Annotated in this window: 15 protein-coding genes; 6 read left to right on the top strand and 9 right to left on the bottom strand. The window is 53.9% G+C overall.

The genetic code is table 11. The features are described from left to right. Positions 1–31: 31 nt before the first annotated feature. The 7 genes from GAL_RS21015 to GAL_RS20985 form a co-directional block, all read right to left on the bottom strand. Positions 32–451: a type II toxin-antitoxin system VapC family toxin gene (locus GAL_RS21015; RefSeq protein WP_024099610.1), complete on the bottom strand. Its 420-nt coding sequence runs from the start codon at positions 449–451 to the stop codon at positions 32–34. After that, on the bottom strand, positions 451–696 hold the full coding sequence (locus GAL_RS21010) for a type II toxin-antitoxin system VapB family antitoxin (RefSeq protein ID WP_024099609.1): 246 nt from the start codon (positions 694–696) through the stop codon (positions 451–453). Before GAL_RS21010 ends, GAL_RS21015 begins: the two co-directional genes overlap by 1 nt. Before the next feature lie 151 nt (positions 697–847). Then, entirely contained in the window at positions 848–1,267 is a 420-nt protein-coding gene (locus GAL_RS21005) for a hypothetical protein (RefSeq protein WP_024099608.1), read from the bottom strand. After that, positions 1,264–1,590 (bottom strand): hypothetical protein, encoded by a 327-nt coding sequence (locus GAL_RS21000; protein WP_024099607.1) that lies wholly within the window; start codon positions 1,588–1,590, stop codon positions 1,264–1,266. The genes GAL_RS21005 and GAL_RS21000 overlap by 4 nt, the downstream gene beginning before the upstream one ends. Next, the gene (locus GAL_RS20995; RefSeq protein WP_024099606.1) at positions 1,578–1,853 is read right to left on the bottom strand and encodes a hypothetical protein; all 276 of its coding nucleotides are present in this window, start codon (positions 1,851–1,853) and stop codon (positions 1,578–1,580) included. Before GAL_RS20995 ends, GAL_RS21000 begins: the two co-directional genes overlap by 13 nt. Positions 1,854–1,907: 54 nt before the next feature. Beyond that, the gene (locus GAL_RS20990; RefSeq protein ID WP_024099605.1) at positions 1,908–3,761 is read right to left on the bottom strand and encodes a ParB/RepB/Spo0J family partition protein; all 1,854 of its coding nucleotides are present in this window, start codon (positions 3,759–3,761) and stop codon (positions 1,908–1,910) included. 306 nt (positions 3,762–4,067) lie between these two features. Continuing rightward, positions 4,068–4,454, bottom strand: a complete 387-nt coding sequence (locus tag GAL_RS20985) for a DUF3768 domain-containing protein (RefSeq protein ID WP_024099603.1) — start codon at positions 4,452–4,454, stop codon at positions 4,068–4,070. 682 nt (positions 4,455–5,136) lie between these two features. Here GAL_RS20985 and GAL_RS20980 point away from each other — a divergent pair. From GAL_RS20980 to GAL_RS20955, 6 genes are all read left to right on the top strand, one after another. Further along, positions 5,137–5,511 carry a helix-turn-helix domain-containing protein gene (locus tag GAL_RS20980; protein WP_024099602.1) on the top strand — a complete coding sequence of 125 codons (375 nt, stop codon included), beginning with the start codon at positions 5,137–5,139 and terminating at the stop codon, positions 5,509–5,511. Positions 5,512–6,191: 680 nt separating this feature from the next. Further along, the gene (locus tag GAL_RS20975; protein ID WP_024099601.1) at positions 6,192–7,934 is read left to right on the top strand and encodes a DUF262 domain-containing protein; all 1,743 of its coding nucleotides are present in this window, start codon (positions 6,192–6,194) and stop codon (positions 7,932–7,934) included. Positions 7,935–7,995: 61 nt separating this feature from the next. Further along, positions 7,996–8,496 carry a hypothetical protein gene (locus GAL_RS20970; protein ID WP_024099600.1) on the top strand — a complete coding sequence of 167 codons (501 nt, stop codon included), beginning with the start codon at positions 7,996–7,998 and terminating at the stop codon, positions 8,494–8,496. Positions 8,497–8,525: 29 nt separating this feature from the next. Beyond that, on the top strand, positions 8,526–8,822 hold the full coding sequence (locus GAL_RS20965) for a hypothetical protein (protein WP_024099599.1): 297 nt from the start codon (positions 8,526–8,528) through the stop codon (positions 8,820–8,822). Positions 8,823–8,825: 3 nt separating this feature from the next. Beyond that, complete coding sequence (locus tag GAL_RS20960) at positions 8,826–9,095, top strand: DUF6429 family protein (RefSeq protein ID WP_024099598.1); 270 nt, start codon at positions 8,826–8,828, stop codon at positions 9,093–9,095. After that, on the top strand, positions 9,092–9,457 hold the full coding sequence (locus tag GAL_RS20955; protein ID WP_024099597.1) for a hypothetical protein: 366 nt from the start codon (positions 9,092–9,094) through the stop codon (positions 9,455–9,457). The genes GAL_RS20960 and GAL_RS20955 overlap by 4 nt, the downstream gene beginning before the upstream one ends. A 98-nt stretch (positions 9,458–9,555) precedes the next feature. On the opposite strand, the gene GAL_RS20950 is transcribed toward GAL_RS20955, so the two are convergent. Together GAL_RS20950 and repC are read right to left on the bottom strand one after the other, a co-directional pair. Further along, positions 9,556–10,440 carry a DUF3800 domain-containing protein gene (locus tag GAL_RS20950; RefSeq protein ID WP_024099596.1) on the bottom strand — a complete coding sequence of 295 codons (885 nt, stop codon included), beginning with the start codon at positions 10,438–10,440 and terminating at the stop codon, positions 9,556–9,558. Between the two features lie 148 nt (positions 10,441–10,588). Then, complete coding sequence (gene repC, locus GAL_RS20945) at positions 10,589–11,794, bottom strand: replication initiation protein RepC (protein WP_024099595.1); 1,206 nt, start codon at positions 11,792–11,794, stop codon at positions 10,589–10,591. Positions 11,795–12,294: the final 500 nt, after the last annotated feature.

Raw genomic sequence — 12,294 nt, 5'->3', positions numbered from 1 at the left:
TACACCTTTGTTGGAAATCCTTGAAACGGCGCTACGCCAAATCCGTTTCGGAAAAGTCATTGCCTTTGTAAATCAGCTTCAACCTGTACGCCTTCGCGCAAGCGTAGGTGAAGCAATCTCCGAAGTTCAAATCGGCGGCATGACCGACGGTCTTGCCATATTCAGCGGCGGCGCAGATGGCACCGTCGCCAATGCTGCTGGTGATATGAATATCCTTCGCCTTAACCTCTTTCACAAAATCTGAAACCAGCGAGGCGCATTCCTGAACCAACTCGGGGGAAGGCTTCTTGTCTTTGCCTGAGCGCTGCCGCGCCAGACTGACCGAAGCTTCAAAGCGAGACAAAGGCGACGTGTAGAGCTGGTCTGTCACATCGTCGATGCGGCGGGCCAGGTCTTCATAGCCAGCCTCGCGATTGAGGACTGCGAAAATCGCAGATGCGTCAATGAACATTAGGCGTCTTCCCACATTTCGTCAGTGAATTTCTTCATGTCGAAATCAGGATCAGCCGGACCCAGATCGTCGGCGCGTTTCAGGATCGGCTCAAGGCGCTCTAAAAGCGGTTTCTGATTGGAAACGGCTTCAAGCTGGGCCATAAGTGCCTTACGAACTGCATCCGTTTTGGATTTTGCGCCGGTCAGCTTCATGAAGCGAACGGCAAGATCATCAACTTGATCGTCTCGAATATAGAGGGGCATAGCGGTTCTCCTGTCACTCATATGTATATCCCAAAACGAATATTCAAGCAATGCAATAATGAATATTCAGCAAAAAGAAGCCCCGCCGAAGCGGGGCCAGTTGATCCTCACCACAAGGAATTTCTATCAGGTGGACGGGGCGTTTCGTCCTTCAGGTAATACGGCGACCATGCGCATCGGTCGGAATCGACGGATCAAAGGGCAGATCATCGAGCGAAAAGACACCGACAAGGTATCTGTGCAGAAATTCGAGCAGGTAGACAGGGGTGGCCGGATATGGCGCACCATTCCACGCTTTTCGTAGGATGGTCCGCTCACGGCGCGGCAGATCAGCAAGTCTGCGCCGCGCCTTGCGCCATGCCCGTGCGCGGTCAGCCCGATCTTTTGCCTCCTGTTTTGCCCAAGCCTCGGCGCGGGCGCGCATAACATCGTCTTCGCCGGGTTGTGCAGCGGCTACCAGCGGGGCCAACAGCGGCAACGCCTCACGCTCTTTGCGCTGCTTCCGGCGCAAGGCGGCGCGTTTGCGCTCGGTATCTGTGAACGGGTGGCGCATCTGACGTTTGAACCTCATGACAGTGCCTCGTCAATCCGGTTCAGATAAACGGCCATGGCGACCGTCAGGTCTTTCAGATCGGCTTGCTCGGCCATGTCGTGAACACTGGCCCATTGCGGAGCCTTGCCGGTCCATGATCCTCGTTGTTCCTGGCGAACGTCCTGCGCCACGGTCGGCGCGGCGGCGGCACCTAGACCGGCCAACTCGTCGGTCAATGGTCGCAGCATGTCTTGAATATCCGTATCCTCGGCACTATTGGACTGTGCTGACTTCAAAATTAGCTGCAACGTCTCGACCATTTTCAGCACACGGCCTTCGTTCGTCGGGTTCACAAAAGGCATGGTTGCTCATCCTCATCAACGGTTCCGGTCTCGTTCAAAATGTCGCGCAAGATAGCCTCAGCATCTTTTTTCGCATCTGCCAGAAGCCGGTAATAGCCACCAAATTCCTCCGGCACATTCGGCCCAGCCAGATAGTAAGGACGCAACGGGCGGTTTCCGGTGTAACGCTTCACCCCGATTTTCCCGATATGACCCTCGATCTGATATTCACGGGGTCGGCCATCGGGGCCGGGCGCGGTGGGTATCCATTTGAAGCTGGTCATAGATCAATCCTCCATCGGTGGATGGGGCAGGGCGCAAGCGCCCTGCCTCTGGTTTCAGCCCATGCCCTCGGGCAACCATGCGTCGATCTTTGCCGCCTGCTCGTCGGTGACGTTGTGCGCCTTGCGCATGTCGGCATCCGAAAACAGCTTCTCCAACTTCTCGGCCTTCTCGCCCTTTTTCAGCTTGGCAAAAGTCGTTGCGGTCGGGTGATCTTCGGACAGGTCCAGAAGATCGCGCCAAATCTCGACCATGTAAGGACCACCCACGCGACCAAAGAAGTTTTCAGCGGTCGGCGTCCAGACCTCGCGGATATTGGGCTTGGTTTCCTTCGCCACCATCGCCGCCAGCTTGGCGTCACCACCCTGATACTGCGCGGCCAGAAAACGGGTCAGTTCGCCTTTGATGTGGTCAGCACCTTTCTTGCGGAATGCGCGGAAAGATGCACCAAGGTCTTTGGCATCATACATATCGCGCGGCGGGGTGCTGGACAGGCGTTCGTCCAGTTCATAGCCATTGCCTTCGGTGGTCGGCCAGTTCGGTACAGTATTCAGGGAAATCCCGTAGGGCGTTTTCCAGAAAAGATTGTGGCTCAACTGGTAGGCCAGAAGGTCGATCAGCAAGTCAGGATCGCGCAAGATCGCGTGTTGCTGCGCCCCTTGGGCGATGCGAGAAAGATCGTCGGCCAGCTTTTGAGAGATAGGCGACTTCTTCACATCACTGCCGCCAGTGCTATGTGCCGATCCGCGCAACACACCCGCCTCAATTGCTGCCTTCTTGGCTTCTGGCTTGATGAACCCGCCTGATACCTGCACCTGACCATCACGGCCAACATAGACATATGCCCCTGCGAACACCTTCTGTTCTTCGGTGAACTCCCCGTCAAGGATCGCCTGCAAGGTTTCCAGTTCGGCTTGGCCTTCTTCGTCCAGAACCTCGCCTTCGGCCAGTTCGGCCAACTCGTAGTAACGCTCTGTTTCTTCCTCGTTCAACGCTCCTTCTTCGGCATAAACACGACCATATTTTTCCAGCCCCATGTTGTAGCTGCACACGTAATCGCGCTCGGTGACTTCGACCCAATTCCAGCCTTCATCCTCACGGATGCGCTTGGCCTCGGCTTCCAGCTTTTCGAGAAACAGGGTTTCCAGAATATCGGGGTTGTCGAACAGGGTGACTTCGGCAAACAGATCACCGCCCATTTTGCCGCCAGCGTCCTTATAGGCATCCTCGCCAACAAAGATCGCGCGGCGGTCGGTGCCTTCCACGCTGTCGGGCTTGAGCATGTTCTTCAACCGGTAGTCATTCCAGTTCTCGCCGCGAACCCGCTCCAAGACTTCAAGGCTGTGCTTTTCATCATCGCTGATCGTGAAACATGCGGCCATGCTGAGATTGATTTCTCCCTCGGCCAGTGCGTCGATTACCTGACTTGGCAGGTTCGCCAGCGCAAGGCGGCGATAGACGTGCTTTTCCGTGACTGCGAAAGAGCGAGCGATAGCGGCTGGCGTCGATCCTGCGGCTTCCATCTTGCCATAGGCACGGATTTCATCGGCGGGTGACAGATCGCGCCGTGCCACGTTCTCGGCGTAAGCCCATTGTTCGGCGGTTTCTACGTCCGGTGCCAGCATAACCATTGGGTTCGCCAGTTCGGGGCGCGTATCTGCCATGTTCGGGTGCTGCTCTGCGAGATACTGCAAGGCCCGCAAGCGGCGACCGCCTGCAACAATGTCGGCTCCGCCCACATCATCGCCAAGACCCGCGATTGGTTGGATCAGACCAGCGGCCCAGATGCTTTGTGCCAGTTCGGCCACTTCATGCTCGGGAACATGCTGGCGCGGGTTCAACGGGGAAAGTGTCAGCATAGCCAGCGGAATGCGGGCCTCGGTTGCGATAATTTTGGATTGTTTCGTCATTTGGTTCATCCTTGTTTCGTGGTGAGATTTTGTGTTATGGATGCCCCAGCCCTGACGGGCTGAGGCGAGTGAGCTTACAAAGCCCCGTGCTGGATCAGGAAGCGGCGTCCGATACCAAACTGATCGCCCTTCCTGAGAAGCGCCCAAGCCTCGGCAATGCGGCGCTTCTTCGTTTCATTGCTCATGTGTTTCACCTTCCTTTCTGCTTGTGGTGATGGATGGGAAGGGCGCTTGCCGCCCCTCCCGTGGACCTGCGGGGCAGGCCAGCCTCGGCGCGGGATCGGGAGAGAACCCCGCCAACCGAACTCAGTAATCGCTTGGGAAAAGGATGGTCAGAACGCGGCGTGTCTTGGTGACTTCTGACGGATCATCCGAACCGCCTTCATAGTCCACGTCATAAAGGTCGATCTTGAACCAGACCGTTTCACCCTCAATCTCAAGCCGCCCCATTGAACGCTCGCCATAGGGGTCCATTTCTTCGGTGAAGTCCTCGAACTTGCGCACGGCCAGAATGCAGGCCGCAACAAAAGCGGGGCCTTCTGCATAAACGGCACGGGTCACGACCCAACGTCCTACACTCTCGTCCAGCAGGATCATCTTGCGAAAAGCATCGTTTTGCTTGGCAATCGCCTCACGACGCAGCGCTTCGCCAAACTGTTCAACAGTCATTTTGTCGATCTTGATAGAAGTCATAGATTTGTCCTTTGTGGTGCGACGTTTCGGGCTTGGTGCCTTCTTTCCGCCGATGGGCTACGCCTCGGCCAATCTGTGACCGGAAACGCATGTTTCCGGCGGAACAGAGTGGGAGAGGGCGCAGCCCGACCCACGGGCCTGACCGGGACTGTCAATGGTCGCGGGGCAGGGGTGGTGCGGCCCGCAACCGAAGGTGAGGACACGGCCCTGACACGCGACGACCGCGTAGCGGGCGCTTGCCAATTGACCGGCCAGGGCAGGTCTGTTGGGCGGACAAAAACTAAATGGAAAACTGCCTGATCCGATAGAGCGCAAGCGGAATCGGGTCAGACCTTAGGGATATGCGATCTGCGCGCCTCGCGCGGATCTCGAAAGAATTACTGCGACAGTCGATCGCTACCCGTATGGGCCGATCCGCGCTGTCCTGGGCGACCATGCTGGCCATGTCGGGTGCTGGCTCATGTGAGACAGTAGCCGGCACACCAGGCCGCAGGGAGACAGGGCAGGGTGGTTCGGGGCGAAAGCCGCCTGCCGGCTGAAGCCTAGAGCGCGGTTTGGTGCCATTCGCGCCAAAGTCGTCAACAACCATCTATTGCAGCAACAGCTAGTTTATGCCAAAAGTTGAACAGTCAAAATTAGGCTCGCCTTGGGCGAGATACGCTGAGTAAAGAGGAAAAAACTGTTGAAGCATCCCGTTGATGTTCATGTAGGACGCCGCATCCGTCATGCGCGATGGAGCGCTGGAAAAACCCAAAAAGAAGTAGCGGACAGTCTCAAGATCAGTTTCCAGCAACTTCAAAAATACGAAACGGCGGGCAACCGAGTGAGCGCGTCAAAGCTATTCGAGCTTGCCGACGAATTTGGTGTTCCCATTACCCATTTTTTTGAAGGGCTTCAGGTCAACTTGGCCGACGACCGAACCCCCATCATTCATGCTAATTTTCTGCAAGATCGGGAAGCGGTAGAGCTGATACGGATGTACTATCAAACGCCCGAAAGCTTACGCGAACAGATTTTCGGCCTGGCTCGTGCGATGGCAAAAGGGAAAAAGAACTGACTGTTGCTGAAACGCGCATGTTCGCTTTATGTTCGCGCTCATGCCATTCGAGAAAATCACCCTTGCTCCGGCCTGGGCGCTCAGGCTCAACGACCTCGCCGCAACGGATGCACTTGTCACAAAATGCTATATCTGCGACCGAGTTTGGCGAGTTCCGCCGCACCGGCTGTATGCCAAATTCAGAGCGCATACACATGTAAGAGACATAGTGGATTTTTTCACCTGTCGCGGGTGCGGCGGAAAAACCTGTACTTGGCATGTTGAACGCGCCTATCACGAACACGATCGACCAAGAGAGGGGCATCAGCCCCCGCCGCCGCAACGCGGCGGCTCCCCCGAGGATATTTAGGGAAAGATGATGACACTAGCGCGCTGGTGCTTGCAAAACTAGCTAACAACCATATTATGGAGAGGCGGTACAGGGTGGGAACCCGATGGCCGTGAAAGGTGATAACCTTGAGCCGGTGCCTGATGGCGTCGGCTTTTTCACAGGCCGATATGTAGAACGACAGAGAAGTTTGGTAGCGCACCGCGCTTTACTTGCGTAAAGCTATTTCCTTATTGCTTGTGGCACCACTTGAGTTCCAATGTGCAAGAACAGCACTGAATGGCGCAGGTGGAAAAGCCTGTGCTAAAGAGCTTTAGTAATCAAGTGAGAATAAAATCAAAGGCATAAAGTAATGTATCACCCAGGCGGAACAATTGAAAAAGCGGTCGGCGAAATTGCGAAGAACAGCTACGTACTCCCAGCTATCCAGCGGGAATTTGTTTGGCGTCCAGAGCAGATCGAACGACTCTTTGACAGCTTGATGCAGGGGTATCCGTTCGGTGCCTTCTTGTTTTGGAAAGTCTTGCCCGAAACCGCGACTGAATTTCAGTTTTACGATTTCGTCCGCGACTACAATGAGTTCAAAGGCATCCATAGCCCAAAAATCGAGGTACAAAAGGGATTGGGCGTAACCGCAGTTCTGGACGGTCAACAACGATTGACCGCATTGAATATTGGGTTGCGAGGGTCAATGCGACTCAAGCTGAAAGGCAAGCATAAGAAGAACCCCGAAGCCTATCCAATTCGTTATCTCTACATCAACCTACTGCATGATGGCACAGAAACGGAAAACGGAATTTTCTACGAGTTCAAGTTCTTGGAACCAAAAACGGCCAACGATGATGGCGACAAATGCTGGTTCCGTGTCGGGAAAATTCTCGATTTTTCCAGCATGGCCGCAATCCCGGATCTAGTTGAAGAAGAGTACGATTTCGATAAAGAGCAACGCAAAGCAGCACGAAAGACGCTCAACAGGCTGTTCGAGGTTATCCGGTCTAACCCGACCGTCGCCTACTATGAAGAGGGATCGCAAGAGCTCAACCGTGTTCTCAATATTTTCATTCGCCTCAATTCTGGCGGGACGATTCTAAGCTACTCCGACCTGCTTCTTTCCATTGCTGTTGCACAATGGACAGAGCTGGACGCCCGCGAGGAAATACACTCATTGGTAGACACTCTTAATGACATTGGCTCCGGGTTCAATTTCAGTCACGATTTTGTACTTAAGGCCGGGCTGATGCTATCTGACATCGCTAGTGTCGGGTTCAAAGTGGATAACTTCTCGAAAAAGAACATGGCTCTATTGCAAGACAACTGGCCTGCGATCCGGTCAGCTTTAACAAGAACCGTTCAATTGGCGTCAAGCTTAGGTCTATCTGGTGCAAATCTACGCGCAGAAAGCTCGTTACTGCCGATAGCTTACTATATGTTCAAGAACTCAAGCCCTGATGGCTTTGAGATAAAAGGCAAGTACAAAGATCAACGTGCAGCAATCCGAGATTGGCTGTTTCGGTCTCTACTTAAACCTTCGGGGATTTGGGGCAGCGGCCTGGATACGCTTCTTACAGCGTTGCGTGACGTGTTGCGGAAAGCGGATGAAGGGGTGTTCCCGGCCAACGAACTCGCTGGCGTCATGTCGAAGCGGGGGAAACAGCTTTCGTTCAGTGAAGACGAACTCTACGAGCTGTTGGACATGGGCTACGGCGACAAGCGGACTTTTCTGCTACTCTCGATGTTGTTCCCCCATGTCGATTTGAACAACCAATTCCATGTTGATCATGTGTTTCCAATTTCCAGATTTACATCAAGCAAACTCGGTAAAGCTGGGTTCTCGGAAGAGACGCAAACGGAGATGCGTGAGTGGGCGAACACCATTGCAAACCTTCAACTATTGGAGGGCCAGCTCAACAAGGAGAAAAACGCGGCTTTGCCGAGCGATTGGTTGCGGGATAATTTTGGTAATGAAAAAGCCAGAGTTAACTATGGCGACCTTCATGACCTTGGGGATGTTCCAGAGGACCTCGGCGGTTTCCTCACCTTTGCAAAAGCGCGGTATGAAAACCTGTTCAAACGGTTAGAAGCTCAGTTGAAGTGATAATTGGTCAACGCATTCGCTCTCAGTATTGAGAGAACACAGATAATCGGGATCGGACGTTTTGGAAGAAATAGATTGGGATGATCGCGCCTTCTACGACGATGGCGAATGGGTCACGTGGACGGAGATCGACGAGCAACTTCGCTATAAAGAATGGGGTGCCAAATACCCAAATGCCATACGCTCTATGATCCCCTACTTTGAAGACCTGATCGCACTTGCCGAGAGTTATCATTGCGAAACTGGCCTGCATCTTTCCGTGTACGGCGATATCGGCGAACTTTTTGGGGCAATCACGTATGGCATCAGACTGAACAAAACCTACGCCCAAGGATCAGACGGCAGGCTCGGAAATGATCATGTCGAGATAAAGACAATCACACCGTTCAAAAGCAAAGACGTAGTAGTCGTTGACACAGCGGGCAACTTTAACAAGCTGCTCGTTGTCAAGATCAACGAACAATTCCAAGTCTCTGCCCGCATGATTGAAAGGAAAGATCTCCCAAAGCGGTCAGGAAGATATTTGAAGGTTAGGTGGACCGACCTTCCACTTTCGACATGACGCTACTGGGTCAACAAGGAGAAGAACCGATGAAAGAGATCTACAACGTAGGTGAAACAATTCTGCTCGATGGAAACCCTTTGGCGCTGGTGACCCCAGCTGGGGTTGAGGGGTGGATTGAAGACGGGACAAAATACAACTGCCGATATGACCAGGTGAAAGATCCGATCAGCGGAAAGCAGAAATACCGGTGCCTGTTTGAAGTCGCCCACGAGGCTATTCCGTTCGTGCTGGTGAGCGATCCGGATGCAGGAGATGGACGTGTGATATTGTTCGATGCAAAACCAACCTCGGATCAATGGCCGCAGGCGCTTAAAAGACGGTGACTGATGGATATAGATCAGGACAAGGTTGACGACGCCGTATTGGGCTTGCTCTGGCTGACCCTTCACCATGAGCGTCGGGCCTGGAAGGGGCATGAATGGGACGCCATGAACAGTCTCTATGAGAAAGGTCTGATCCTGGACCCGCGCAACAAGGCCAAATCGGTTGTGCTGACAGCAGAAGGGCTTGAACGCTCCGAGCGACTGTTCAAAGAGTTGTTTTGCAAGCCAGGCGACGATGGGTCCGATGGTCAAAAGGGAAGGGGGCAGCAATGAACAAGCTCGTGAAAACAGAATTTGGCTATGTCGAGGATGATTCCTTAGCCGCGTTGCAGGATGAGTTTGACACGATGGCCGTGCTGGAATGTGTCGAAAAGGTTGAGAAACTACGCGGCGAGCTGGGCCAGCTCCATTCCGAGCTGATGGGTTTGCATAGCATGGCGACCAGAATAATTCGGGGAAACACCCATATTCCAATGAACGGATCTGGCGAGGACATTCACCAGCAGGCGGAGATCGTTGACAGCGCGGCTTTTGATCTGATCGAACTTGGCGAAGATATTCAAAGACGCATCGAGCCTTTGAAGGAGCTGTTCAGCGATGCTGTTCTGGAGCGGATGGAAGAGGACGGGTTGTAGTCAGATGGGCAACGGAAAGTAACAACCATCTGGACAAACGGAGCTTCTGAACCTATATTGTTCGGTGGAGGCTTTGCGGGTGACCGCATTGCCTTTTTTCATTTCTCGACCTGCGGGCGGAGATCCGGGATCACTTTGAAGCCGTAATTGGCGTGCCCAGATGGAAGACGTTGTATGAAGCGCAGCCGCATAACGGCACCGGCAAGATCGGACAGTTCTTCTCGGGCCGGCTCGTCCATATAGCGCAGCCGAACACCCCAGCTGATTATATAGGCCACAAGGTCAACCACCTGAACCATTGTCGTAAGATCGCTGTGGACGAAAAATGGCTCCGGGATGATCAAGCGGGAGCGCGTTCGACCTTTGCTGGTTTTCAGGAAATACTCGGCAACCTGGGTCAAAAGGATGTGGCTGGCGCTCTTGTCCAGTTCATCAAACACAATATAGCCCATCGGGTCGTCTGGCTTGCTGTTAAGAAAGTAGAAAAACCGTTCAAACAGGTAGGCGTAATCCTTGCGCAAAAGAGTACCGCGCGGCCGCGGTGCGGATTTGGGAACGATCGAGGCGAAAGCTTCGACGTCAAATTCAAGGCAGGTTGCGAGAGCTGCTTCGCAGTAGGCAATTTTAGCTTGAGCAAGAGCGGTCAGACGCTCGCGTGACACGTTCGTGCCATCCTCAAGGATCTCGCGCGCAAGTTCGCGGCGGCGGGCCGGTTCGATCGGGTCCATCTGCGCGGCGTGTTTGAAGACTTTTGTTTTCAGCAGCTTTTGAGCTTTGGCCTCATTCTGGTAGACAGCAAAAAGCCGCATCCCAAAAATCTCATCCTGAAGATCGGAAAGACGCTGAATCAGGCGCCATAGATTTCGATCTTCAACTGCCACACCGGCCAATACTTCGTAGGGTGACTGGCGCATGTCCTGACCAGATTCATCAATAAATAGCGTCCAACTCAACGTCAGGTCTCCAATTTTGCGAAAGTCCACGCGAACCCTGACGGAACAAGGTGCTTTTCTTGTCGTTCTCGTGGGCCAACATGCGTGCAATCCTTCACGAGATCAACGAGAGGCGCGATTTTAGACCCGGAATCGGGTGGGAAACGGTGACGCGGAAAGTGATGGTGCGGTGCGAGCATCACAAACCGCGGCGGCGCGCGAGGCCAATGAGGCTCCCGACGAGATTCAAATCGCCAGTTTCATAGCGTCTTGTCCAGGCACGCAATGCGCCGCCGGGGTTTTTGACAGGACTGGTCGGATGATCACGGTTGGCGTCGATCACAAGAACACAGATGGCCGCGCCCTCGGGGCCCATGGCGCGGCAAGCTTGAACCCACGCATCATGGTTGATCCCGAGATGTGGTTTGAGCATTTCAGCTGCGTCAACAATGTGGTGCATGGAAATACTGGTTGGGTCAGCACATCGGGCTTCGATGTGGATTTGCATGTCGGGTCCAGCAAGGTCAAAAAAGCGCTTCGGGTTCAACGATTGCTGAAATCTAAGCTTGAAAGCTACGTCTGCCGCCTCATCCTTATTTTCATTGCAATGTGATGGGCCGTCAGGCCCGTCACTTATAAAATCAGTGTCCGAGGCGTTAGCCGAGGTCCGTGTAGGGTTGCTTGCATTACAGTTTACAGATTTTGATTCATAAGTGTCCTCTTGTATAAAGGAGCGGAAGTTTTCTTCCGCTCGACAGGAAGAATCAGGACACATTTGAAGCAACTCATCGAACCGTCCACAAAGGGCTTCACAGTCCAGAACATGCGCTTCCAGCGCATCGAGCGGCATTGCGCGAAGCTTTGAACTGTGGGGCCATTGCTCAAATGCTTGGGTTGCGGCCCAGAAATCCGTTGTTTGGGCCAGCTGGGGGGAAGCGGCTTCGATCCGACGTTTGATGGAGCGCAGGTGGGAACTGCGAAGCTGTACCAGCTCGCGGACACGGGCGCGATCGGCACGAATGCGGTCCCGAAGCTCGATCAGATCCGGCACAAGATCAATCAGCCGGGAAAACACGATACCGCACTTGCCGTAGAATGACCGCGAGCCATTCGCCTTTACACGCTTCTCAATGAGACCGTGGACCGCTTCGAGGGCGTGTTCGTCGTTGCGAAGCGCCCGTTCGGTTTTGCCCAGGGCAAGAGCTGTGTCAGTTTGCGGCGCAAAGTAAACCGGCTCGGCCTCTGAAGAAGTCCATGCCGAAGGTTTGGTATAACCCATCATGTAGAGAAGGGCGCTCAGGCGTCTTGCGCGCAAGCCTATGGCCGGGGCGATCTCGATCAAGAGTTGTTCGACCTGGCTGCGCTCCCACCCTTGGGGAAGAACTGGAAAATATGTTTGGTTCATCTGCTGTCCTCGATGTGTTGAAGCGAGGCGGCCTTGCAGGCAAATCTTCTCTGTTCGCATAAATGCGTTTTTTGCTTGCCTGACATGTAGGGGGGGTGATAAAACCGTAGTCGAACGAATTGTGACTGTCTGGGAAGTTGGCGCTTCCTGGTCTTAAGCCCCCCTCGTAAGGTCGCCGCCTTGCGGGGGTTTCGTTTATTGGGGTTCCGTATCCTCCTTTCGATTCTCTTCACCGTAGCACACAAGACCTCGCGTGTCGGGGCCGTAGTGATGCCAAGTATTGCGTCTGGGGCTAATTCTTGTGGTTTACCCAAGAGTTAGGCCAAGGCACAATTTGAGCGGTCGCACAAATGCGTTTTTTGCTTGCCGTATCCATGTCTGGGGTGATAAAACCGGAGCTGAGTTAGAGAGCTTCTTCGCGATTGCCGTCGCTAGGCTTTATCAGAAAACCCCCCGTTAGGTTGCCGCCTTGCGGGGGTTTCTATTTCTGGGAACTGCTC

The organism is Phaeobacter gallaeciensis DSM 26640 (genome assembly GCF_000511385.1).
In the GTDB taxonomy this organism is placed as follows: Bacteria; Pseudomonadota; Alphaproteobacteria; order Rhodobacterales; family Rhodobacteraceae; genus Phaeobacter; species Phaeobacter gallaeciensis.
This window is presented reverse-complemented; position numbering and strand designations above follow the sequence as displayed.